This is a genomic window from Neorhizobium sp. T7_12, assembly GCF_002968535.1.
GTDB classification, from domain to species: domain Bacteria; phylum Pseudomonadota; class Alphaproteobacteria; order Rhizobiales; family Rhizobiaceae; genus Neorhizobium; species Neorhizobium tomejilense.
The window spans coordinates 379512-403783 of the sequence record NZ_PVBK01000003.1 but is presented as its reverse complement, the minus strand read 5'-3'; the positions used below and the strand labels follow the sequence as shown (position 1 = coordinate 403783).

Annotated in this window: 22 protein-coding genes; 14 read left to right on the top strand and 8 right to left on the bottom strand. The window is 61.9% G+C overall.

Annotation, left to right across the window (positions count from 1 at the left end; translation table 11 throughout):
• Window positions 1-35: 35 nt before the first annotated feature.
• The 9 genes from C5J26_RS10895 (at window position 36) to C5J26_RS10855 (ending at window position 12324) form a co-directional block, all read left to right on the top strand.
• Window positions 36-1607, top strand: a complete 1572-nt coding sequence (locus C5J26_RS10895; protein ID WP_105401759.1) for an ABC transporter substrate-binding protein — start codon at window positions 36-38, stop codon at window positions 1605-1607.
• A gap of 3 nt (window positions 1608-1610) precedes the next feature.
• Window positions 1611-2564 carry an ABC transporter permease gene (locus tag C5J26_RS10890; RefSeq protein WP_105401758.1) on the top strand — a complete coding sequence of 318 codons (954 nt, stop codon included), beginning with the start codon at window positions 1611-1613 and terminating at the stop codon, window positions 2562-2564.
• A complete protein-coding gene (locus C5J26_RS10885) occupies window positions 2561-3376 on the top strand; it encodes an ABC transporter permease (protein ID WP_046635743.1) in 816 nt (271 codons plus the stop codon). Before C5J26_RS10890 ends, C5J26_RS10885 begins: the two co-directional genes overlap by 4 nt.
• Complete coding sequence (locus C5J26_RS10880; protein ID WP_105401757.1) at window positions 3376-4983, top strand: dipeptide ABC transporter ATP-binding protein; 1608 nt, start codon at window positions 3376-3378, stop codon at window positions 4981-4983. The genes C5J26_RS10885 and C5J26_RS10880 overlap by 1 nt, the downstream gene beginning before the upstream one ends.
• 51 nt (window positions 4984-5034) lie before the next feature.
• Window positions 5035-6240 (top strand): ornithine--oxo-acid transaminase, encoded by a 1206-nt coding sequence (gene rocD, locus C5J26_RS10875; protein ID WP_105401756.1) that lies wholly within the window; start codon window positions 5035-5037, stop codon window positions 6238-6240.
• 18 nt (window positions 6241-6258) lie between these two features.
• Window positions 6259-7701: a M20 family metallopeptidase gene (locus tag C5J26_RS10870; RefSeq protein WP_105401755.1), complete on the top strand. Its 1443-nt coding sequence runs from the start codon at window positions 6259-6261 to the stop codon at window positions 7699-7701.
• A gap of 42 nt (window positions 7702-7743) precedes the next feature.
• Window positions 7744-9078, top strand: a complete 1335-nt coding sequence (locus tag C5J26_RS10865; protein ID WP_245441142.1) for an aminotransferase class III-fold pyridoxal phosphate-dependent enzyme — start codon at window positions 7744-7746, stop codon at window positions 9076-9078.
• Window positions 9079-9095: 17 nt separating this feature from the next.
• Window positions 9096-11744 carry an aconitate hydratase AcnA gene (gene acnA, locus C5J26_RS10860; protein ID WP_245441141.1) on the top strand — a complete coding sequence of 883 codons (2649 nt, stop codon included), beginning with the start codon at window positions 9096-9098 and terminating at the stop codon, window positions 11742-11744.
• 64 nt (window positions 11745-11808) lie between these two features.
• On the top strand, window positions 11809-12324 hold the full coding sequence (locus C5J26_RS10855; protein ID WP_105401754.1) for a ferritin-like domain-containing protein: 516 nt from the start codon (window positions 11809-11811) through the stop codon (window positions 12322-12324).
• A 124-nt stretch (window positions 12325-12448) separates the two neighbouring features.
• On the opposite strand, the gene C5J26_RS10850 is transcribed toward C5J26_RS10855, so the two are convergent.
• The 7 genes from C5J26_RS10850 to C5J26_RS10820 all read right to left on the bottom strand — a co-directional run bounded on the left by C5J26_RS10850 (window position 12449) and on the right by C5J26_RS10820 (window position 19091).
• The gene (locus C5J26_RS10850; RefSeq protein WP_105401753.1) at window positions 12449-13444 is read right to left on the bottom strand and encodes a Gfo/Idh/MocA family protein; all 996 of its coding nucleotides are present in this window, start codon (window positions 13442-13444) and stop codon (window positions 12449-12451) included.
• Complete coding sequence (locus tag C5J26_RS10845) at window positions 13441-14322, bottom strand: sugar phosphate isomerase/epimerase (RefSeq protein ID WP_105401752.1); 882 nt, start codon at window positions 14320-14322, stop codon at window positions 13441-13443. Before C5J26_RS10845 ends, C5J26_RS10850 begins: the two co-directional genes overlap by 4 nt.
• A 68-nt stretch (window positions 14323-14390) precedes the next feature.
• The gene (locus tag C5J26_RS10840) at window positions 14391-15221 is read right to left on the bottom strand and encodes a carbohydrate ABC transporter permease (RefSeq protein ID WP_105401751.1); all 831 of its coding nucleotides are present in this window, start codon (window positions 15219-15221) and stop codon (window positions 14391-14393) included.
• The gene (locus tag C5J26_RS10835) at window positions 15218-16141 is read right to left on the bottom strand and encodes a carbohydrate ABC transporter permease (protein ID WP_105401750.1); all 924 of its coding nucleotides are present in this window, start codon (window positions 16139-16141) and stop codon (window positions 15218-15220) included. Before C5J26_RS10835 ends, C5J26_RS10840 begins: the two co-directional genes overlap by 4 nt.
• 66 nt (window positions 16142-16207) lie before the next feature.
• A complete protein-coding gene (locus tag C5J26_RS10830; protein WP_105401749.1) occupies window positions 16208-17407 on the bottom strand; it encodes a sugar ABC transporter substrate-binding protein in 1200 nt (399 codons plus the stop codon).
• A gap of 26 nt (window positions 17408-17433) precedes the next feature.
• Window positions 17434-18417: an alpha/beta hydrolase gene (locus C5J26_RS10825; RefSeq protein ID WP_245441140.1), complete on the bottom strand. Its 984-nt coding sequence runs from the start codon at window positions 18415-18417 to the stop codon at window positions 17434-17436.
• On the bottom strand, window positions 18414-19091 hold the full coding sequence (locus tag C5J26_RS10820; protein ID WP_046665516.1) for a GntR family transcriptional regulator: 678 nt from the start codon (window positions 19089-19091) through the stop codon (window positions 18414-18416). Before C5J26_RS10820 ends, C5J26_RS10825 begins: the two co-directional genes overlap by 4 nt.
• Before the next feature lie 96 nt (window positions 19092-19187).
• Here C5J26_RS10820 and C5J26_RS10815 point away from each other — a divergent pair, with 96 nt between their 5' ends.
• The 5 genes from C5J26_RS10815 to C5J26_RS32650 all read left to right on the top strand — a co-directional run bounded on the left by C5J26_RS10815 (window position 19188) and on the right by C5J26_RS32650 (window position 23703).
• Complete coding sequence (locus C5J26_RS10815; protein WP_105401748.1) at window positions 19188-20261, top strand: ABC transporter ATP-binding protein; 1074 nt, start codon at window positions 19188-19190, stop codon at window positions 20259-20261.
• Window positions 20262-20498: 237 nt separating this feature from the next.
• Window positions 20499-20825 (top strand): hypothetical protein, encoded by a 327-nt coding sequence (locus tag C5J26_RS10810; protein WP_105401747.1) that lies wholly within the window; start codon window positions 20499-20501, stop codon window positions 20823-20825.
• A 225-nt stretch (window positions 20826-21050) separates the two neighbouring features.
• Complete coding sequence (locus C5J26_RS10805) at window positions 21051-21281, top strand: helix-turn-helix transcriptional regulator (protein WP_105401874.1); 231 nt, start codon at window positions 21051-21053, stop codon at window positions 21279-21281.
• Window positions 21278-22540 carry a type II toxin-antitoxin system HipA family toxin gene (locus C5J26_RS10800; RefSeq protein ID WP_105401746.1) on the top strand — a complete coding sequence of 421 codons (1263 nt, stop codon included), beginning with the start codon at window positions 21278-21280 and terminating at the stop codon, window positions 22538-22540. The genes C5J26_RS10805 and C5J26_RS10800 overlap by 4 nt, the downstream gene beginning before the upstream one ends.
• Window positions 22541-23370: 830 nt before the next feature.
• Window positions 23371-23703 (top strand): hypothetical protein, encoded by a 333-nt coding sequence (locus C5J26_RS32650; protein ID WP_172745821.1) that lies wholly within the window; start codon window positions 23371-23373, stop codon window positions 23701-23703.
• Window positions 23704-23768: 65 nt separating this feature from the next.
• On the opposite strand, the gene C5J26_RS10790 is transcribed toward C5J26_RS32650, so the two are convergent.
• Window positions 23769-24062, bottom strand: a complete 294-nt coding sequence (locus tag C5J26_RS10790) for a DUF982 domain-containing protein (RefSeq protein WP_105401745.1) — start codon at window positions 24060-24062, stop codon at window positions 23769-23771.
• Between the last annotated feature and the right edge of the window lie 210 nt (window positions 24063-24272).

The window sequence follows — 24272 nt, the reverse complement described above, 5'->3', positions numbered from 1 at the left end:
CAAAATCAATAAGGGAACAAATACGGGAGCCTCCAATGAAAGTTCAAAGTCTGTTGAAGACGACGGCAGCGATCGCGCTGCTCGCCACGACCGCCGCGGGCACGGCCTTGGCGCAGGACAAGACAATGCGGGTGCGCATCAATGCGGACATCCGCTCGACCGATCCCGGCGTCAACCGCGACGCCAATAGCGACGCCATCGTCCTGCACATGGTCGAGGGCCTCGTTGGGTACAAGGACGACGCCTCGATCGCGCCGCTGCTGGCAAAGTCGGTCGACATTTCCCCCGACGGCAAGGCCTATACGTTCAAGCTGCGTGACGGGCTGAAGTTCAGCAATGGCGAGCCGCTGACCTCCGCCGATGTCCTGTCCTCCTGGCAGCGCTACGTTGATCCCAAGACCGCCTGGCGGTGCCTCAAGGACGTGACGGGATCCGGCGTCGCCAATGTCACCAACGTGGCTGTGCCGGATGCCGCAACCGTCGTCTTCACGCTGGAGAAGCCGACCGCCCTGTTCCTCGCCACCATTGCCCGCACCGATTGCGGTGGCACCGGCATCTACCATAAGAGCTCGCTCGATGCGCAGGGCAAGTGGGTGAAGCCTGTCGGCACCGGCCCCTTCATGCTGCAGGAATGGCGCAGCGGCCAGTATGTGCAGCTCGCCGCCAATCCCAACTACGTCTCGCCCGGCGGCGCGCGCACCGGCTATGTCGGCGACAAGCAGCCGAAGATCGCGGCCACGCGCTTCATGGTCATTCCGGACGATGCTGCGGCCAAGGCCGCGCTCTATTCCGGAGATATCGACGTGCTAAGCGACGTCAACAACGCCGATGTCGAGGAACTCTCCGGCAGCGACAAGCTGAAGGTGGACAAGGTCGCCAGCATGGGCCTGACCAGTCTTCTTTTCCAGACCCGCGATCCGCTGCTCAAGGACATCCGTATCCGCAAGGCGCTACTGCTTTCCCTCGATATCGCGCAGATCTCGGAAGCCTTGACGAACGGCCAGTCGCCGGCGAACCTCTCGGTCATTCCGGTCCCGAGCCCCTATTCCGGCAAGCTGCAGAAGGAAATTCCGGCCCGCAATCTCGACGAGGCGAAGAAGCTGCTGGCGGACGCCGGATACAAGGGCCAGCCGATCAAGTGGCTGGCGACGAAGTTCTATCCGTCGCTCTTCGATGCCGCGGTTCTGGTCCAGGCGATGGCGCAGGAAGCCGGCATCAATATCGAGATCGAGACACTCGACTGGGCGACACTGCTCGACCGCTACACGGCCGGCAACTACTCCGCCATGTCGTTCACCTATTCCGCACGCCTCGATCCCTCGCTCTCCTATGACATGGTCAGCGGCAGCAAGGACAAGAGCCCGAACAAGGTGTGGGACAATCCGGAAGGCCTGAAGCTGATCGCCGCGAGCACAACGATCGGCGATGCCAGGGAGCGGCAGGTGCTGTTCGACAAGCTGGAAGGCATGATCCGCGCCGACGTCCCGTTGATCCCGCTCTATTCCGGCACCCGCATCGGCGCAGTGCGCGCCAATGTGGAAGGATACAAGACGTGGCCGGTCGGTTATCCGCGCATGTGGGGCGTTTCCTTCGCACAAGGCAAATAGCTGATGCACGCCCTTTCGAAATATATCGCGAAGCGACTGTTATGGACGCTTCCGACACTCCTGATCGTGGCCGTGATGGTGTTCTTCCTGGTGCGGATGATCCCCGGCGACCCCGCCCAGCTGATCCTCGGCGATAGCGCCAGCCCGGACGAGCTTGCCAACCTGCGCGCCAATCTCGGCCTCGATCGGCCGGTGCCGGTGCAGTTCCTGTATTGGCTCGGCAATGTCCTGCGGGGCGATCTCGGCCATTCCATCTCCAACGGCGCGCCGGTCCTGCCCCTGATGCTCGACCGGTTCCAGGTCAGCGCCACCATCGTAGTGGTCGCCGTAGCGCTCGCGACGCTGATCGCGGTTCCGGCCGGCCTTGTGGCGGCATGGCGGCAGAACGAGCATGTGGATATCGCCATCGTCGCCGCCTCGACGCTGCTGATGTCGGTTCCCAGCTTCTGGCTCGGCCTCGTCCTTCTGCTGGTCTTTGGATTGAAGCTCGGATGGCTGCCGGTCGTCGGCTACGTGCCCTTCACCGAAAAGCCCTGGACCGCGATCACCTACGTCATCTTGCCGGTCGTGACGTTGATGCTGATCGAGGTCGGCGTGCTCACCCGGATGATGCGCGCCAGCGCCATCGAGATCTTGCGGCTGGAATATGTCATGCACGCTCGCGCCAAGGGTCTTTCTGAAGCCAAGGTCCTGCTTCGCCATGTGCTGCCCAATGCCTTCGCTCCGACCTGGACGATGATCGGGCTGGTGCTTGGCGGGCTCCTCGGCGGCATTGCGGTCCTGGAAACCGTCTTCACCTTGCCCGGCCTCGGGCGCCTTCTCGTCGATGCGATCTTTGCTCGCGACTATCCGGTGGTACAGGGATGTCTGTTGTTCACGGCCTTGATCTACGTGATCGTCAATCTGATCGTCGATCTGTGTTATCCGCTGTTCGATCCGCGGGTCACCGCCTCATGATCAGGCAGCCCGCAAACCTCATCATCGGCTCCGCCCTTTTGATTTTCATCGGCGGCATGGCTCTTCTCGCTCTGTTCTGGACGCCCTACGAGCCCGCCGCGATCAAGCTCATCGCCAAGCTGAAACCGCCATCGGCGCAATTCTGGCTCGGCACCGACGAATTCGGCCGCGATGTCGTCTCCCGACTGATGACCGGGGCAGTGCAGAGCATGACGGTCGCCATCCTGACGGTCGCTTTCGCGATCACTGTCGGCACGATCACCGGCCTGATCGCAGGCTATACGCGAGGGCTGGTCGACCGGATCCTGATGGTCTTCAGCGACGCGCTCCTCGCCTTTCCCGGCACCTTGCTGGCGCTCGGCCTGATGGTGATTTCCGGCCCCAACAAATACGGCATCATCCTGGCGCTCGGGATCGCCTATTCCCCTTCCGTGCTGCGTGTTGTGCGGGCAAGCGTATTGTCGGCCAGAGAGCGGGAATATGTCGAGGCGTCGCGCGTCATCGGCAATTCCGAATTCGCCACCATGTTTCGCCATGTCCTGCCCAATTGCACCGCGCCGATCGTGGTGCTCGCTACCTCGATGTTCGGCTGGGTGGTGCTGGCGGAAAGCGGCCTGAGCTTCCTCGGCCTCGGCGTGCCTCCGCCGGCGCCGACCTGGGGCAACATGCTGTCTGCGGCGCGTACCTATATCGAAAAGGCCCCCTGGCTCGGGCTCGCCCCCGGCATCTGCATCTCGATGACGCTGCTCGGCATCAATTTGCTCGGAGATGCGCTGCGGGACCGCTTCGACCCAAGAATGGAGCAACGGTGATGAACCCAGACACTTCCCGGCCATTGCTCGACGTTCGCGATCTCCGCGTCACGACCTCGAACGGGCACCCGATCCTCCATGACGTGTCGTTCGACGTCGAGGCGGGCAGCATCGTCGCGCTGGTCGGCGAAAGCGGCAGCGGCAAGACGGTCGCCGCACGCGCAGCCATGCGGCTGCTCCCAAAGGCAATCACGCCGGTCTCCGGAAAGATCCTGTTCGAAGGCAATGACGTCCTGAAGATGACAGGCGGCGAGATCCGCAAAGTTCGCGGCGCCGAGATCGGCATGGTCTTCCAGGAGCCGATGGTATCGCTCAATCCGGCGATGACGATCGGCGAACAGCTGGTCGAGGGGCTGCGGCTGCATGAGAGGCTGAGCCTCGAGGCGGCGCGCGCACGTGCGACGGAAATGCTGGAGCGGGTGAAAATCCCGAACCCCCAAGCCTGCCTGGCCGCATTCCCGCATCAGTTCTCGGGCGGCATGCGCCAGCGCATCATGCTCGCCTCTGTCATGCTGCTTCGGCCGAAACTGCTGATCGCCGACGAACCGACGACGGCGCTCGATACGCTCACCCAGCGCGAGGTCATGGAGGTCATGGTCGATCTGACGCGCACCTTCGGCACCTCGGTTCTGTTGATCACCCACAATCTCGGCCTCGTCGCCCAATACGCGAAGAAGGTCTTCGTTCTGGAGCGGGGCAGACTGATCGAGTCCGGTCCGGTCGAGGAGGTTCTGCATCGGCCGAAGGAGCAATATACCCGCACGCTGATCGACGCCCTGCCGAAACGTGACCATGGCCGCGCGCCACCCGCCGACGCGGAGCCGCTCATCGAGGCCCGCGGTGTCGAGGTGACCTTCTCCGGCGCCGGCAACATGTTCAGCACGGCGGAAAAGAAGCTTGCCGTGAGGGATGTTTCGCTTGGCGTGCGCCCGGGCGAAGTGGTCGCCGTCGTGGGCGGCTCCGGTTCCGGCAAGACCACGCTCGGGCGGGCAATGCTGGGCCTGCTGCCATTGTCCGGCGGAGACATCCTGTTTCGCGGGCACTCGATGGCATCCGCCGACCGGGCCGCTGCCCGTGATTATCGCCTGCAGTGCCAACTCGTCTTCCAGGATCCCTATTCGTCCCTCGACCCGCGGCAGAAGATTGCAGAAATCGTCGGCGAGCCGCTGGTACATGGCCCCAAACTCAGCGGCCTGGAAAAGGCCGAGCGGGTGAGTGACATTCTCAACGAAGTCGGCCTTGCCGGACTTGGCGACCGTTATCCGCATGCCTTGTCGGGCGGGCAGAGGCAGCGCGTCGCGATTGCGCGTGCGGTCATCCGCAATCCCGCTTTCGTCGTCGCCGACGAGCCCGTCTCGGCGCTCGACATGACGATCCAGAAGCAGGTTCTCGATCTCTTCCGCAAACTGCAGGAATACCACGGCTTCGCCTGCCTCTTCATTTCGCACGATCTCGGCGCCGTCTCCCGCGTCGCCGACCGGATCGTCGTCATGCAGCAGGGCTTGATCGTCGAGGAAGGCAGCGTCGGCCAGATCCTCGATCACCCGCAACACCCCTATACGCAGGCTCTGCTCAAGGCGACGCCGACCCTCGGCGTCGCGGCGTAACGGGATAAAAATTCGACGAGTATCGCCTCTCTGGGGCAGGAGATATCCACCATGTTAACGGAAGAGTTCATCGCGATCGAAGGCCGGCTCGGCGCAAACAACTACAAGCCGCTCGACGTGGTTCTGGCGCGCGGCGCCGGCGTCTATGTCTGGGATACGGACGGAAACCGCTATCTGGACTGCCTGTCCGCCTATTCCGCCGTCAACCAGGGACATTGCCATCCGAAGATCCTGGCGGCGATGGTAGAGCAGGCGGGCAAGCTGACGCTGACCTCCCGGGCATTCCGCAACGACCAGCTCGCGCTGTTCTACGAGGAGCTCGCGGCGCTGACCAAGTCGCACAGGGTGCTTCCGATGAACAGCGGCGCGGAAGCCGTCGAAACCGCCGTCAAATCCGTGCGCAAGTGGGGTTACGAGGTCAAGAACATTCCCGAGGAACAGGCGGAAATCATCGTCTGCTCCAACAATTTCCACGGCCGGACGCTCGGCATCATCAGCTTCAGCACCGACGAGACGGCACGCAGGAATTTCGGTCCCTTCCTGCCCGGTTTCCGGGTTGTGCCGTTTGGCGATGCCGAGGCATTCGAGGGGGCGATCAATAAAAACACGGTCGCCTTCCTGGTTGAGCCGATCCAGGGCGAGGCGGGCGTGCTGATCCCGCCGGCGGGCTATTTTGCAAAGGTCCGCGAACTCTGCACGGCAAACAATGTCATGCTGATCCTGGACGAAATCCAGACCGGCCTCGGACGCACGGGCAAGCTGCTTGCGGAAGAACATGAGGCGATCGAGGCAGACGTGACCCTGGTCGGCAAGGCATTGTCCGGCGGCTTCTATCCCGTCTCAGCGGTGCTTTCCAACAACGAGGTGCTGGGCACGCTGAAACCGGGGCAGCATGGTTCGACCTTCGGCGGCAACCCGCTCGCCTGTGCTGTCGCCGGCGCGGCACTGAGGGCGCTGACAGAAGAGGGCATGATCGAGAATGCCGCCGAGCAGGGCGATTATTTCCTTCGGGGGCTGAAGGACATTCGCAGCGACTCCATTCGCGACGTGCGCGGGCGCGGGCTGATGCTTGCCGTGGAACTTGATCCGCAGGCCGGCGGCGCACGCCGTTACTGCGAGCTACTCCGCATGTCGGGCATCCTCGCCAAGGAGACGCATGATCACACCATTCGTCTTGCGCCCCCACTGGTGATCGAGCGCGGGCAGATAGACTGGGCGCTGGAACGGCTGACGCCGGTTCTGAGCGGCATGCACTGATCAGGAAACGAGGACGCGATGCAGAATTCCCAATCCATCTGGACAATCGTCGACGACAAAAGCGCCGCTTTTTTTGACCTCAGCGACCGCGTCTGGGGGACGCCGGAGATCAATTACGAGGAGGTCCGTTCCTCAGCCGAACATCTGCGGCTTCTCGAGGCCGAGGGCTTCAGGATCGAGCGCAACATTGCCGGCATTCCGACCGCCGTCATGGGAGAGGCCGGCGAGGCTGGTCCGGTCATCGCCATTCTCGGGGAGTATGACGCGCTTCCAGGGCTCAGCCAGGAGGCAGGCGTCCCCGAACCGCGGCCCGTCGTTGCCGGCGGCCACGGCCATGGCTGCGGTCACAACCTTCTCGGGGCCGGCTCGATGCTGGCCGCCGCCGCGGTGAAGGACTATCTCGCTGCCCACGGATTGAAGGGCCGCGTCCGCTATTACGGCTGCCCGGCGGAGGAAGGCGGGTCTTCCAAAGGCTTCATGGTGCGTGCCGGCGTCTTCGACGATGTCGACATCGCGATTTCGTGGCATCCCGCCGCCTTCAGCGGCGTCAACAACCCGATCTCGCTTGCCTGCAGCGAGATGAACTTTCATTTCTGCGGGCGCGCTTCGCATGCGGCGGCGACGCCCCATCTCGGGCGCAGCGCCCTCGACGCGGTCGAGTTGATGAATGTCGGTGTGAACTTCCTGCGGGAACACATGTCGACGACCGCCCGTATTCATTACGCGATTACCGATGCGGGCGGTTCGGCGCCGAACGTGGTCCAGGCCAATGCCACGGTTCGTTATCTCGTGCGGGCGAGAACGCTTCCCGAGCTTCTTTCGCTCGTCGCCCGGGTCAAGCGTGTAGCCGAAGGCGCCGCCTGGATGACCGAAACGACCATGAAGCAGGAAATCATATCCGGCGATGCCAACCTGATGGGCAACGAGCCGCTGGAGGAATGCATGCATGCGCAGCTCGAGCGCCTGGGTCCTGTCGTATTCGACGAAACCGACAAGGCGACCGCCCTAAAATTCCAGGCGACCTTCACGCCGGAGGAGATCGCCTCGTCATACGCCCGCTTCCATCTCAGAGCGAAGAAGGACGAACCGCTCTGCGATCTCATCGTTCCGCTCTATGCAGGCGATGGATCGATGGTCGGATCGACCGATGTCGGCAGCGTGAGCTGGGTGGTGCCGACCGTACAGATGCGCGGGGCCACATATGCGATCGGCACGCCCGGCCATTCGTGGCAGCTCGTTGCCCAGGGCAAGTTACCCGCCGCCCACAAGGGCATGGCGCATGCCGCAAAGGTCATGGCGGGCACCGCCATCGAACTCATCCGTAATCCGGCGCTGGTCGAGGCGGCCAAGGCGGATCTTCGGGACCGGCTGGATGGCAATCCCTTCGTCAACCCCATCCCGGACGACGTGATGCCGCCGATACCACCACCCTCCGTCGACCGGCTGGATGCGGCGGAGTGACGGTGCAGATACCCAGGAAGACCGACTTCATCTGATCGAAGAATGAAAGCAATGCACATGCAGCAGCTCAACGCCAATTCGCTGGAATCCTACTGGATGCCTTTCACGGTCAACCGGGACTTCAAGAAGAAGCCGCAGATCATCACCGGCGCGTCGGGCATGTATTACCACATGAGTGACGGCCACCGGCTTCTGGACGGGATCGCCGGTCTCTGGTGCGTGAACGCGGGGCATGGGCATCCAAAGATCGTCGAGGCGATCCAGGAACAGGCCGCACGGCTTGATTTCGCCTCCTCGTTCGGGCTCGGCCATCCGCTCGCCTTCGAATATGCCAGTCGGCTGACAGCCGTCGCCCCCGAAGGGCTGGATCACGTCTTCTTCACCAATTCCGGGTCGGAGGCCACCGATACAGCGCTCAAGCTTGCCCTCGCCTATCACCATGCGCGCGGCGAAGGACAGCGGCAGCGCATCGTCGGTCGCCAGCGCGGTTATCACGGCGTCGGTTTCGGAGGGCTTTCAGCGGCAGGCATGGGACCGCACAAGAAGCAGTTCGGCATGCTTTTGCCGGGTGCGGCCCATATGCCCCATACGCATGATCCCGTCCGCAATGCCTTCAGCCGCGGCCAGCCGGGCCACGGCGCGGAGATCGCCGACGCGCTCGAACAGATGCTGCAGACCTTCGATCCATCGACAGTCGCGGCGGTGATCGTCGAGCCGATTGCCGCCTCGACGGGCGTGCTGATCCCGCCGGCTGGGTACCTGGAACGGCTGAGGGAAATCTGCACGCGCCACGGCATTCTGCTGATCTTCGACGAAGTGGTCACCGGCTTCGGCCGCCTCGGCCGCCCGTTCGCGGCCGACCGTTTCGGCGTCACCCCCGACCTCATCGCCATCGCCAAGGGCATGACGAACGGTGCGGTCCCGATGGGCGGCGTCATCAGTTCCAACAATATCCACGAAACGCTGATGGAAATCGCCCCGCAAGGTGCCGTGGAGTTCTCGCATGGATATACCTATTCAGGTCATCCGCTGGCTTGCGCGGCGGCCCTGGCGACGCTGAACGTCTATCTCAACGACGGCGTGTTCGAGCGGGCAGCGGCGATCGAGCCGGTCTGGCAGGAGAAGGCCCATTCGCTCAAGGGCCTGCCTGCCGTGGTGGACATCCGCAATCTCGGGCTGCTTGCCGGCATCGAACTTGGCGAAGACGTCGCCGTCGGCAAGGCCATGGCAAGGAAGGTCTACGATTTCTGTTTCGAGCAGGGCGTGATGATACGGCCTGTGGCAAACACCATCGTTCTTTCTCCTCCCCTTGTCATTTCGGAGACGGAAATCGATATGCTGTTTTCAGCCATCGCGGCCGGCTTGAAGACATTGTAGCGCGGGCGGCGGATGGCATGCTGACCGATATGCGTGCGAAAATCGAGATCGACGGCCTGAGCTATGATCTGATCGACTTGCCGGCCGAGGCAGGCGACGGTCTCGCACGCATGCCGTATATCCATAGGATATTGCTGGAAAACGTTCTAAGGACGGCCGGCGAGGATGCTTTGCGGGCCAAGGCCGCCATCGCCGCATGGCTGAAGACGGGCCAGAGCGACGTCGAAATCCCGTTCCTGCCGAACCGCGTCTTGATGCATGACACCACTTGCGGCCCGGCGCTGGTCGATATCGCCGGCATGCGTTCCGCACTGGCGGAAGCAGGAGGCGATCCGGCGCTGCTCAATCCCGTCGTCCCCGTCGACGTTTCCACCGATCACTCGCTGGCGGTCGATGTTTTCGGGACGACCGGCGCCGCAGAACACAATATGAAGCGGGAATATGAGCGCAATGCCGAGCGCTACAGCTTCATGAAATGGGCGACGAATACGCTCACCGGTTTCCGCGCCCATCCGCCCGGCACCGGTATCATGCACACGCTCAATCTCGAACGCCTGGCGACCGTGGTGTCGGCGCATCAGCGGGATGGCCGGCTTTGGGCTATCCCGGATACCTTGATCGGAACCGACAGCCACACGCCGATGATCAACGGGATCGGCGTTCTGGCATGGGGTGTGGGTGGTCTTGAAGCGGAGAGCGTCCTTTTCGGCATGCCGGTCACGCTGCGTGTGCCCGACGTCGTCGGCGTTCGCCTGACAGGAAAGCTGAGACAAGGGGTTCTTGCGACCGATCTCGCGCTCGTGGTGACGCATCTGCTGCGTCAGATCGACCTCCAGGACAAGTTCGTCGAGTTTTACGGGCCTGGCGTCACCAATCTGGCCGCCGGCGACCGCGCGGTCGTGGCCAATATGGCGCCTGAGTTTGGTGCCAATAGCGGCTACTTCCCGGTCGATCGCCGGTCGATCGACTATCTCTTGCAAACCGGCCGCAGCAACGAGCACGTGCGGCTTGTCGAATGTTATGCGAAACGGGCTGGCATCTGGTTCGATCCGGAGGCCAATCCCCGCTACAGCTCGACGCTCAACCTCGATCTCGGCGACGTTGAACCCAGCCTCGCAGGCCCGCGCCGTCCGCAGGACAGGATCGCCGTCGGCGAAACGCGAGCAGCCATCCGGAGAATAAAGGGGACCCGGGAAAATCCTCCCCTTGAAGGCAGACCAAACGACGGAGCGGTGGCGATCGCCGCGATCACCAGCTGTACGAACACCTCCGATCCGCGGCTTCTCGTGGCCGCCGGTCTTCTCGCGCGCAAGGCTCGCGGCTATGGCCTGCGGCCGCCGCATTGGGTGAAGACTTCGCTTGCCCCGGGATCGCCAACCGCCGGGCGCTATCTCGTCCGCGCCGGCCTGCTGAATGACCTGGAAGCGGTCGGCTTCGGCATCGTCGGTTACGGCTGCACGACCTGTATCGGCAATTCCGGTCCTCTGACCAAGCCCGTCGCAGACGCGATGGCCGAGCGCCAGATACTGCCCGTCGCGGTCCTCTCCGGTAACCGGAACTTCCCCGGCCGGGTTCATGCGCAGCTGGAAGCCGGGTTCCTCGCCTCGCCGCCGATGGTCGTTGCTTTCGCGCTCGCCGGAACTGTCGAGATCGACATCCTCCACGACCCGATCGGCGTTTCCGCCGACGGCACGCCCGTGACGCTCGCGATGCTCTGGCCCAGCGCCGAGGAAATCGACCTGCTTTTCGCCAAGGCTTCGAGTGTCAGCGACTTCGCGGCGACCTACGAGGCGGCGGAGACGAGCCCGGCCTGGAAAGACCTCGCCGCCCCGTCGAGCATCCTGTTCCCGTGGGATGAAAACTCCACTTATATAAGGCGCCCGCCCTTCGCGAGCTTCGGGGAAGGAACCCGGCTCGGCACCTACCAGGGTTATCCGATCCTTGTTCTCGGCGACGACATGACGACCGACCATATTTCGCCGGCCGGTGCGATCCCGGCACAGGGAGAGGCCGGACGATATCTCATCGAGCGCGGCGAAAACCCCAGCGATCTCAACGTCTTTTCCTCGCGGCGCGGAAACTGGGAGGTCATGATCCGCGGCCTGTTCACCAACAAGGCGGCGCGCAACCTCCTGGCGCCGGATATCACGCTGGGCTTCACAGTCCATGTCGGGTCGGGAGAACCGCTGCCGTTGTGGGATGCGGCGCAGCCCTACAAGGCCGAAGGCAGGTCCGTCGTCATTGTCGCCGGCGCACGATACGGAATGGGCTCGTCCCGCGATTGGGCGGCCAAGGGTGCGGCGCTCCTCGGGGTGCGGGCGGTTCTGGCCTCCAGCTTCGAGCGCATTCACCGTTGGAACCTGATCGGCATGGGCATCCTTCCTCTGCGCCTTCCGCATGATCAGGCGCCGGAGACACTCAAACTCCGCCCCGGCGATGTCCTGACCGTCCAGGCTGAACCGGAGATGATTTCTCCGCGCTGCGACGTGCCGGTATCTGTCAGGCGAACCGACGGCTCCTCGAGGATATTCAAGACGTCGGCTGCAATCGAAACGAATGCCGAGGTCGAACTGCTGCGCGCCGGTGGCATCCTTCCGCTGATCCTCAGGCGTTACCTTGCCAAGTCGGCACCCGGCGCTGGATCCCCGGAATTTCTCCGGGCCTAAGCGTCCTGGAACTATCGCTCCTTCTCTCAGTTAGTGGGTCCCACACAACCAAAGAGGAAATGCGATGGCAGATACATCCGAAACCCGCTCCATCTTCGTGACCGGCCTCAAGAACGCGCACGCCATGGAAAACCAGGCCCTGTCGATCATGAAGCCGCAGGTCTCGCGGATCGAAAACTATCCGGAAGTGGCGGCGCGGCTCGAGCAGCATATCCGTGAGACGGAGGGACAGATCGCCAGGATCGAAGACGTTCTCAAGAGCCTTGGGGAAGATCGTTCCAGCTTGAAGGACATGGCATTGTCCCTCACCGGCAGCATGGCGGCGATGGGACACAGCGTTGCCGGCGACGAAATCATCAAGAACTCGCTCGCAAATTTCGCTTTCGAGAATTACGAGATCGCCGCCTACAAGTCGCTCATCACCATCGCCGAACATGGCGGCTTTCCGGGACTGGCGCCGACGCTGAAAAGCAATCTCGAGGAAGAGATCGCCATGGCCAAATGGCTGGACGACAATCTGAAGAGCGTGACGATGAAGTTCGCCTCGCTCAAGGAAGCGGGCGAACGTGCCAAGATCTGACCAACGCCGTTCCTTTCCCGGTCGATCCTGCGGGCCAACCCGCAGGATCGACGTTGTGGCCCGACTGCCGGTATCCATGAAGTAGCGGATACATGCCTGGCGACAAACAGGGGCCGGATCTTCCTCAAAGCGCGAGCTCGCGTCGAACCGTTTCCAGACGCTCCATGGCAATCACGCCATCGGCGATCGTCGGCGCGGGTGTCGTCGCCCCCCCGAGCGCGGGAACCACATCGGCCAGCAACGAATGGTAACCCTTCGGATCCTCGTTGGCTGCGGCGGTGAAGTTCGGTTTCCACGTCAGCGTGTCGCAGTCCTCCTTCAGCGTCGCGCCCAGGTCGTCGATCTTGAAGGGTGGATTGCGATGCCAGCGGATTTCGATCACGTCCTCCACCTCGATACGCTGGTGGTCGCCCATCAGTTCGATCCGCTCGACCGGCGTGCCGCGTGACTGGATCGTACCCATGGCAATGTTGCCGATCGCTCCGCATTCGAACTCGAAGGCGACATGGAACAGCAGCCGGCCCGGAGCTTTCTCCACCTTGCGCGTCGAGATCGAACGAACCGGCGATACCAGAAAGGACGCCAGATCCATGTAATGAACGCAGTGATGCAGGAAAAAGCCGGTGTAATCGACATTGCCGGCGAAATAGCCCGGTGCCGTCATGTAATAACCGGTCAGGCCGAACACCTCCCCGAAGCGGCCGGACTTGACGATATTCGCCGCCATGCGGTTGCCGATCGAATAGCGCTTCATGAAGCCGAGCAGCAGCGGCTTGTTCGCCTTTTCCGAAGCGGCCAGAAGTTCCCGCGCCCCGGCGACGGAACCCGATGGCGGCTTTTCCATGAAGACAGGCAAGCCTCGTTCGAGCGCCGCCTTGCCGAAGGCGAGGTGCTGATCCGGGCCGACGGCCATCCCGACCGCATCGATGCCGCGGGTCGAAAGCAGGGCCTGCGCGTCCGTCGTCAGGTTGGCAACGCCGAATTGCCGGCCGGCGTCCTTCAGGCGTTTGCCGTCGATATCGCACAGCGCGACGATCTCGACGTCATGGCGCACGAGTTGGGGAAGCAGCATCTGGGTTGCATGAACGCCGCAACCGATCCAACCGATTTTCAAAGTCATCGACGATATTCCGTAAGCAGGAGATGGGATTTCATGAATGCGCTCGAGGCCGCGAGGCGATCGCTCTCATCCTCGTGCGGCGGGCGCCATTGGGCGAACGGCACGCCGAAGCGGTCGTCGTTGCGCCGGAACGGTTCCAGCGAAACCGGCCCCTTATAGCCGATCTCGTGGAGCGCCCGGCAGACGTCGACCCAGTCGGTAGAACCCGTGCCTGGGAAGCCGCGGTGGTTTTCATTGGCCTGGAAATGCACCAGCCGGTCACCGGCAAGCCGGATGGCCTCGGCGATCGAGCTTTCCTCCATGTGCATGTGGAAAGTGTCGAGCATCAGCTTGACGGCTGGATGATCGACGGTATCCAGCAGTTCCATCGCCTGATGCGTGGTGCAAAGAACGTCGCTTTCGAAGCGGTTGAGCGGCTCGACGGCCAGCAAAACACCCATTTTGGCTGCGTGGTCTCCGGCTTCCTTCAGGCCTTTGACGCAACGCTCCTTGCGGGCCAGCCGTTCGGCCTCGTCGACCGGCTGCGGGGCACGGCTGGCGAACACGAGAGGATTGCCCGTCAGCGGCCCACCGACGATCTTCGAACCGAGGCCTGCCGCGCAATCGGCCGTATATTTCAGATATTCGACACCGGCGCGACGGGCTTCGGCATCGGCCGACGCAAGGTTGCGCTGCAGGTTGACGCGGGCGGCGAGCACGACGCCGAGACCGACATCATCGAGCGCTTTCTTCGTTTCCCGGATGTCGAGTTCGCCGACTTCCGGGACCAGAAGCTCCACGAAGTCAAAACCGTGCTGACGCATCTTTGCAAACAGCGGAAAATGCTCGGCCGTGAAGGGCCTTGCATACTGCATGGAAATCAACCCGATGGGGTTCATTGTTACGTCCTCTTTTACGTTCCGTTTCGTCGGCTACGCCGACCATTCCTTGCCCTTACCCCTTGCCCTCATCCCTTGACCGCGCCCTGGGTCAGCCCGCCGATCAGGCGCCGCTGCACGAGAAGGAAAAGGATGGTCGCGGGCATTGCGCCGACCACTGCGCCTGCCGCCAGCAGTCCCCATTCGATCTGGTATTCGCCGATCAGCGTCTGGATCGCGACCGTGACCGGGCGCACGTTCCGCCCGCCGAGCGTCAGCGCGTAGAGATATTCGTTCCAGGCGGTGATGAAGATGTAGATGCCGGTCGAGATGATGCCCGGCATGGTCAGCGGCAGGACTATCCTGCGCAGCGCCGTCAGGCGCGAGCATCCGTCGGTCATGGCCGCTTCGTCGAGGCTTTTCGGGATGGCGCCGATATAGCTTGTCAGCATCCACACCGCGAACGGGATCGCCACCGTCGCATTGGCGAGGATCAGGCCGAAATGGGTGTCGAGGATGTTGAAACGGCGCATCAGCACGAAGAGCGGCAGGATGAGCAGCACGATCGGGAACATGTTGATCAGAAGGAACTGCAGCATCAGCAGCTTGCGGCCCGGAAACCGGAAGCGCGAAAAGGCATAGGCCGCCGTGACCGAGACGATCAGCCCGACGACAACCGTGCCGGCGGCGATGATCAGGCTGTCCAGCATGTTCTTGAGGAAGGATGTCTGCTCGATGAGCCGCACGTAGTTGTCGAGGCTCCAGCCGAGCGGCGAAAGCGACACGCCCGTGGCATTCAACACCGCGGTCGGCGTCAGCGATGTCAGGATCATCCAGGCGAAGGGCGCCATGGCGAAGAGGACGATCAGCAGGACCGGAAGGTCGGTGGTGATGATCCGGCGAAGTGCACTTTGTTTCATCGTTCCACCTCGCGCATCGTACGGGAGAGATAGAGAACCACGAAGGCGCCGAGCAGGATCGTGAAGGTGACGGCGATTGCGGTGCCGTAGCCGAAATCGAGGTTCTGGCGCGCCTTGATGAAGGCATAAAGCGGCAGGGTGTGCGTGGCATAACCGGGGCCGCCGCCGGTCATCACGAAGATGACGTCCATGGAATTGGCGACCCAGATCACCCGCAGCAAACCGGCCGTTGCGAGCACCGGCGCGATGCCCGGCAGCGTGATATGGACGAACTGCCGCCAGGTGGAGGCGCCATCGATCGACGCCGCTTCATATTGGCTGCGCGGAATACCCTGGAGGCCGGCAAGGATCATCACCGCGAAGAAAGGAAAGCCCTGCCAGGTCAGGGTGGCGATGATCGCATAGATCGCCACGTTGGGATCGGCGAGCCACGGAACTGCGGACTGGACGATCGACAGGTAGATGAGGATGTCATTGAGCACGCCCGTATTCGGGTCATAGATCCAGCGCCACATCAGCGCGATCACAACGCTCGGCAGCGCCCAGGGAATGATGATGAGCGCCCGTGCCAACCCACGCCAGGGAAACTCGCGATTGAGGAGCAGGGCCGCGACAAGCCCGAGCCCCATCTGCAATGGCACGGTCAATCCGATCCAGATGACGGTGTTCCACAACGCCGTCCAGAAGACCGGATCGCTGAACAGCTTGACGTAGTTGCCGAAGCCCACGAACTTGCTGGCATTGGGGCGAAACAGGATCAAGTCGTAGAAGCTCGTGAAGACGGCCTGCACCATCGGCATGAAGACGATGACGAGGGTCACCACGACAGCCGGTGCAAGCAGCCAGTACGGCAGAAGCCGTTCCGAATGCCAGCGGAACAGCGTGCGGCGCTCCACGGTAGAATGGTTCGATCGGGACATGCGGATCCAGCCTCGAGGCGGGGAAAGAGGCCCCGACACAGGACGTGCCGGGGCCGGAGGCGACTTTTACTGGGCAAACAGCGTCTGCAACTGTTCCATCATCTGCTTGGGCGTGATCTGGCCGGTCAACGCCCGCTGCATGTTGGTCTGCCAGGCCGTGTTGACGAATTCCGAGACCGCGGAGTTCTGCGGCAGCACCCTGGCGAACGGCAGGGATTGGACGGTCGCTTCGACGAAACGGCGCTCATGGAGCTTCCAGTCGGCAGAGCCGCTCTTCGTGACGGTCAGCTGGCCCGTCGCGCCGTTGAAGGCGACGTTGTTCTTGCCCTCGGCCAGGAAGGAGATCCACTTCCAGGCCGCGTCCTTGACCGAGGACGAGGAGAAGATCGCAAGCGACTCATCGCCGTAAGACGTCCATTGACCATTGCCGCATTTCGGAACCGGCACGGCGGACACCTTGTCGCCGAGAGCCGCAACGAGATCCTTGGACGAACCGATATGGTGGATGGTCATGGCCGTCTTGCCGGATTTGAACGCGGCGACAATTTCCTGGAAACCGTCATTCGGCGCGGACGGCGGAATGACCTTGTCCTTCTGGAAGAGGTCGACCAGCCATTGGTTGGCGGCGATCGCCTCGGGCTTGGTCAGGCCACCCGGCTTCAGCTCGGCGCCCTGGGAGAGCACGAAAGCGCCCCATTGGTCCCAGCCGCCCTTGCCGCCGCGCAGGCCGAAGCCGTAGGTCTGCGGCGCATTGGTGAGCTTGATCGCCGCATTGCGGAAATCTTCGCAGGTCTTGGGCGGCTGCAGACCGGCCGCCTGGAAGAGATCGGTCCGGTAATAGAGATAAAGGACCACGTACTGGATCGGCAGGTAATACTGCTTTCCGTCCGGACCTTTGTTCAGGTCGAGCAGGTTGTCCAGCAGGTCGGCCTTGCCCTTCCACGCGTCCAGCTGCTTGCCGATCGGCTCCAGCGCTCCCATTTCCGCAAGCCGGGGCTGGGCGAAGAGCTTCACCATCGCCGCATCCGGCGCATTGCCGCCAACCAGCGCAGTGTAAAGATTGTCGTAGTAGCTGTTCCACGGCACGTTCTCGGCTTCGATCTTGATGCCGGGATTGGCTGTCTCGAACTTCTTGACCAGGTCCGACATCGGGTTTGCCGGGTTGTCGAAATGGTACCAGAAGCGGACGGTTTCCGCTTTCGCCTGACCGAATGCGGCCGAAGCCGCAAGAGCGGCGCTAAGCGCGAGTGTCTTCAGAAATTTCATAGTCTCCTCCTCTTGATCCGTTCACGTCATCGACGTTGTGTCAGTCGCCTTGCTGCACTGCCTGCGGCCGCCAACGCCTCCCGCGCGGCCGAAAGTTCATTGGTGTTCTGCAGGAAACCGTGGATGACCCCCGGCACGACGTGCAGCTCGTCGTCCCGGCCGAGAGCCCTGAGACGCTGGCTCAGGCTCACGGTGTCGGAAAGCAGCGGGTCCACCGCCGCCGCCATCAGATAAAGCGGCGGCAGCGCCACCAAGGCCGCATCGGACGCCGTAAGGGGGCAGGCAAGCGGATCGTCCTCGACCGCGCGCTGACCGGCATAGAACGACCAGTAGCGCTGCATCTTGCCGCGCGTAAGTGCCGGGCCTTCGGCGAAACGGACGTAAGATGCCGTTTCGAAAGAGCGCGCATAAGTGCCGTAAAAGAGCAGCGCGGCATCCGGCAGCCGTCGGCCCTCGGCCTGTTCATGCAGTATCGCTGCCAGAGCAATGTTGGCTCCCGCCGAGTCGCCGGAGATGACCAGGGGACCAGGGCGGACGCCTTCGCCGGCAGTCCCCTCGAAAAGACCTCGGAGCGTCGCAACGACATCCATGAGCCCGGCCGGATAGGGGGCTTCCGGGGCCAGCCGGTAATCGGGCATCACGACCGGCAGGCCGCTTTCCAGCGCCAGAACCCGGGCGCAACGCTCATGGGTTTCCGGCGAGCAGAAGGCGAAGCCGCCGCCATGCACGAACAGAATGGCGCCATCCGCGGCATCCGGCGGCACGAACACCTTGAGGCGACAGTGGGCCGAACCAAGGCGCGCATCTTCCGCTACCCAAACCTCCCCGACGTTTGCCATGGCTGGCAGATTGACATTCCATCGCACATTGGCGGCAAGCGTCTGTACACGACCTTCCGCCGGCGGAAGGGTCGTCGGATCCGGCAGAGGTCCGAGATCCGCCACAACCCGCTGCGTCAGCGCCAGCATTTCGTCCGAAAGCGTGTCCGACAGTTGAGAGAGGTCATTCACTGTGTCGCCTCCGGGAAAACTTCAGGCCCGAGATCGACGATGGTCGCGATATGATGACGCATGGCGGCGGTCGCCCGCCCGGCATCACCGCTTTCGATCGCGTCGATGATGCTGCGATGCCGCAATGCCGTCGCCTCAAGATCCCGCGCCATCGGGCTGCGGGAAATCTTGAACCGGTGATTATGCACGAGGCAACGGTGAAGGATGGGATCAAGCGCCGGCAGGTTGGCATCCTCGAAGATGCGCCGATGGAAATCGCGGTCGAAGGCCGCAAGCTCCAACTCGTCACCCGCCGCAGCCGCAAGCAGCATCTTGTCGAGCAGGCTCTCGAGTTCCTTGACCAGCGTGCGGCTGCGAGCGCGCATGACGCGCGCCATGCCGTTGCCCTCTATCTGCTGACGCAGCCGGAACATCTCGATTGCCTCGTCTTCCGTGCACTCGGAAACCTGCGTCCCACGATGCCCGCGACGACGGACCAGCCCTTCCTCCTGAAGTTGCAGGAGCGCTTCCCGGACGGTGCCCTGGCTGCACTGGAAGTGGGCCGCCAGTTCCAATTCCGTAAGGCCGGTCCCCGGCGCCAGCGTCCCGAGCATGATGTCGCGCTTCAACGCATTGAAGGCGGCGCCCGCCTTGGGCGATCTGACCGATGTCGATCTAGCGGAAAAATAGGCCATCTCACTCATCCAGCCGGTTGCACATTTCCAAAGTTATCATTATCGATATTGATATCGATAAGTGGCGTCAAGCTTGAAAATGTTTGGGAGGACCTCGTGGCTGGCATAGCGTTGAAGAAGATCCGGAAGTCATATGGCGCCCTGCAGGTCATCCACGACATCAATATCGAGATCCAAAGCGGCGAATTCCTGGTTCTCGTCGGCCCTTCCGGATGCGGGAAATCGACGCTGCTGCGCATGATCGCCGGGCTGGAGGAGATCTCGGGCGGCGAACTGGATATCGAAGGCCGCACGGTCAACCTGCTTCCACCGGCCGAGCGCAACATCGCCATGGTCTTTCAGGACTATGCTCTTTACCCGCATATGAGCGTGCGGGAAAACATGTCGTTCGGCCTCAAAATGCGCGGCGGCGACGACCGTGAAATCGAAAGCCGCGTCGGTCAGGCTGCCGATGTCCTGAAGATCAGGGATTATCTTGATCGCCGGCCGGCACAATTGTCGGGCGGCCAGCGCCAGCGGGTCGCCATGGGCCGTGCGATTGTCCGCGAGCCGGCGGCTTTCCTGTTCGACGAACCGCTTTCCAATCTCGACGCTGCGCTGCGCGTCGAGATGCGCCTGGAAATCGCAAAACTGCACAACCGCATGAAGGCGACCACGGTCTATGTCACGCACGATCAGGTGGAGGCCATGACGCTGGCCGACCGCATCGTGGTGATGAACGGCGGCGTGGTGGAGCAGATCGGCAAGCCGCTCGATCTCTATCACAACCCGTCGAGCCTGTTCGTCGCCCGCTTCATCGGCAGCCCGACCATGAACACCCTGCCAGCGGAGATCGCCTCCGATGGAGAAAGCCTGAAACTTCTGGGAAAGACGGCGGCCGGCAGCATTCCAGGCGCAAGGACGCTTGCCGGCGAGGAAGTCACGCTCGGAATTCGGCCCGAAGAACTGACCCCCTGTTCCCCCGAACAGGCCTGGTTCAGCGGCGAACTGATGGTGGCCGAACGGCTCGGCAGCCAGACCTACGGCTATGTCGAAGTCGGCCATTCGAAAATGCTGACCGTCGAGTTCCCCCGAGACCGCGACATCGCCGTCGGCGAAATGATACATGTGAAGGGCAATCCCGAGAGGGCGCACCTGTTCGACGCCGAGACCGGCAAAAGGCTGAACTAAGCCCGGAGCCGTTGGTGATCGTGTGGCGATGCCATCGAAGACGACCATCGTAGAGGTACAGGCCGGGAGGACTGAAGTCGTGGCGGCGGTTTCGAGCGCTTTGGGTAAAATGCAGTGCCTTGCAGGCAAACTTGTTGGCGGGTGAATTTGTCCCAGATTGAACGACTGTATTACCCGGTTCGGGTGGCCCTGTGGCGGATTTCCGCCCTTCGCGGGCAGAGCGCCCCGGCGTGGCCCATGACGGTGGAGGTCTCGCATCATATCGATGCATCCGAACCTGACGGCGACGGGTTCTACGACTACCATTACGAATACGATGTCTATGAGTTTTCAGACGGAGTTTTGACCCTTCTGGTGCGCGCATACAGCGACGAACCGGAAACGGCCGCCCTGATGGGGTGGTACAGGGGCAAAGCAAGGAACTGGCTGAAAAAACAGGATTTGCGTCATCCGCTTGTCCTCAAAGCAGCCGCCTATCTCCGGGCGTCCGGTAAATCCAGGCTCGACTGGCTGGACCGAAAAAGCCGTGGCTACGTGCCGTTGAATGGAAATCCGGTGGTGTGATTTGGTCTGCAAGGCTTCCGGAGGGGCAGGAACCGATGCCATTCCCAATCAGCAGAACCTAAACTCCCAATCCGCCGAAGTTCACGGTATTGCACGGGTCCACTTGAGTTTCCCGATCGGGAAATTTTCCGCATATGGACCATCTGGGTGGGCCATTTTCCCGATCGGGAAATTTCTCTCGACAAGACGGCTGATGTGCTGCTATTTTCCCGATCGGGAATAATGATGGCGAAACGAGTTAAAAATCCAGCCGATATCGGCGCCCTGATACGCAGCGCCCGCAAGGAGCAAAACTTGCGACAGGACGAGCTTGCCGGGGTCTCTGGAGTTGGCCTCCGGTTCATTGTGGACCTGGAAGCCGGCAAGCCGACAGCTCAGATAGGAAAGGTTTTGCAGGTTCTGCAAACGCTCGGTTGTTCGATTGATATTCTGGCCCCTGGTGAACGTAAAAAATGACGGCAAGGGTTCTCAACGTCTGGTGGGATGCTCGCATTGTCGGACAATTCACCCAAGATAAGCATGGCGATATCGGCTTCGCCTACACTGAAGCTTGGCTTGATGACGAAAAGGCGCTTCCACTGTCAGCCTCACTTCCAAAGCGTCCGGAGCGTTTCTCTCGCCGTGAATGCCGACCATTTTTCGGCGGTCTGCTGCCCGAAGAAAACCAGCGTCTTGTTGCGGCGCAGGCGTTGGGTGTTTCACCTGCCAACGACTTCGCGCTTCTTGATCGCTTGGGCGGCGACGTCGCCGGCGCGCTTCAGCTTTTGCCTGAAGATCAGGAACCGATCGGGGCAGGACCGATTGCGGATCAGCAAACGGCACCTCTGGATGAGGCGGGAATCGTTCGGATAATGGACGCACTTCCGACACGGCCGCTACTGGCCGGCCAGGAGGGCTTGAGGCTGTCGCTTGCGGGCGCCCAATCAAAAGTTCCAGTTGTTCTCATCGATGGCCAAGTCGCGCTTCCGCTTCCAGGCCAGGCGACGACGCACATCCTGAAGCCACCAATTGCGCGATTTCCAGGGACCACCGAGAATGAGGCCTTGGTGATGAGGCTTGCTGCCGCAATCGGGCTCGCCGTTGCTCCTGTCGAGCCGAAGTCCGCGAATGGTCGCCCTTTCCTTTTGGTCGAGCGATACGATCGCTACCGCGATGCCGACGGTGTGGTTCGCCGCATCCATCAGGAAGACTTTTGCCAAGCACTCGGTGTGCCACCTGAATCAAAGTACGCAAGCGAGGGCGGGCCGACCTTCAGGGATTGTTTTGAGCTGTTGCGGCGGGTATCTGAGCGGCCGGGCTCGGACATCGCAAAGCTCCTGGATGCTGCGATCTTCAATCTCATTGTCGGAAATGCGGACGCTCACGGCAAGAATTTCTCAATCCTTTATGATGATCGGGGAGCACGAATGGCTCCGCTGTATGATCTGCTGTCGACGGTGGCCTATCCAGGCCTTTCTCCGAAAATGGCTATGCGGGTCGGAAAACGCGCAACGCTTGCAGAAATGGACGCCGCTGGTTGGCAGGCTTTCTCGAAGGAGACGGGTGTCGGCCTGCTCTTGGTACGCCGGCGGGTGAAGGAGCTAGCCGATGCCACAGGAAAAGCGATTTCCCAATTATCAGAAAAGATATCGCCAATTGCCGCAGATCCTGTGCCACTAAATCACGTGACAGCTTTGATTGCGAACCGTGCGAAACTCGTAGCGCTGACCATTTAGCTCAACGGTGCCAGCCATCTCCGCAGATGCGACCTTCAATCCGGCAAACAGCGTCACAAAAATTCACAGATCGCCCGGTTTCCACACCTAAAGCAAGGCGGAACTGGCGCTTTCGCGCCGCCTATTCGCTCGGCAGGACTGCGCGGCTGGCGATGGAACTCATGGTCAATTTCGGGGTCCGGCGGTCCGATCTCGTCAAGCTCGGCTGGCGGAACCTGGTCGGCGAGCGCACCGAATTTCATGCCGGAGAAGGGTTCTGGCAACTATGCGCAGTCTCTCAGCCTGCCCATCACAGACGAGCCAATCGAGGCGCTGGACGCGATCACGCATGATCAGCCGACCTTCCTCATCACCGACCACGGCGAGGTATTCGGCGGAACGGCTTCGGAAACAAGATGCGCCAGTGGCGCAAGATGCCGATTTGCCGGAATGCTCGTCACACGGCCTCAAAAGGGCGTCCGCAACCATTCTCGCCGAGGCCGGCGCGACCGACATCCGTCGATGGCAATCTCGGCTGGTCTGATGCCAAGATGGCACAGCACTAAACCAACGCCGCCCAATCCAGACGGATTCCAGATTCCGGTTTTGAGTCGCAAGGCCTATGAACCCGCAAAAATGTCCGACTTTTATCGAGCCGGAATTCCGGTCGAGGTTCTGGTGCAGCTCGGGCGATTGCCCCACGGTTCCGCTAGCGGAGGCGACCTATGGTGTGCCTGACGCAACGCCGAAACTCTCACGGTTCCAGCCTGTGGCCGAATGGTTCAGTGACGGGAACTTTCGATACGACCCGCGGTTAGGAGGCCGTAACAAAAACAGAGAGGAAACACTTCATGATCGTAAAACTTCTCACTGCGAGCACTCTCGCGCTCGGTCTTGCTACTTCTGCATTCGCACAGGGTGCTGGCGGTGGTTCCGGCACTGGTGGTTCGGGTTCGACCGGCGCTTCTGGCACCGGCACATCGACCGCAGTCCCGGGCACCGGTGCCGGAGGCACGGCAACATCCGGTACGGCAGCAACGGGTACCGCCAACACCCAGGGCGCAGGTACGGCCGGCAGCAGCAACTCCAATTGCGGCAAGAGCCCAACCACTGCGGGGCCGGCCGGCACCCACGCGTCTACCTCCGACCCGAACAGCCCGACCAACCAGGCAAATTCCTGCTGACACGACCGGGCAGTTCGTTCGTCTAAAGCCCCGTAACCCGAACCGGCTGCGGGGCTTTATCTGTCTCATGAGCCGAGATTGCGGTCGGTCGTGCGCCCTGTAAACAGAGGCACCTCCTCGATGTTCGCCAACACGCGCTCCTTCAGCAGGAACCGGCGCACGTTCTCTCGGATTGCCGGCAAGGGGAAGATGCCCTGAGCGGCCATCCGACAAGCCTTCGACAACACCTCGTATGTGTCGCCCCTTTTGTCGATCGGCCACTCGTCGAGAAAGTCGAAGACGTCTTCAAGGCTGGCAAGCTCCTGAACATAGCGAGATGTTTTCACAAACAGCGGTTTGTCAAACAACGTATTAGCCATCGCGACCTCCTTTCCTTTTCGCCGTGGACCGCAGATTGATTTAGGAAATGGGACCGTGGGTTCAAGACACCGAGGTTGTTCGCCCGAGGGCATTTTGGAACGCGATGAAGTAATCCGCCAGGCGGAAACCGGCCTGTTTTACAGTCCTGTGACAGAATTGAAAGAAAGCTGGAAAACTCTGTAACCGGCCTGACACGATAGCGCTCTAAG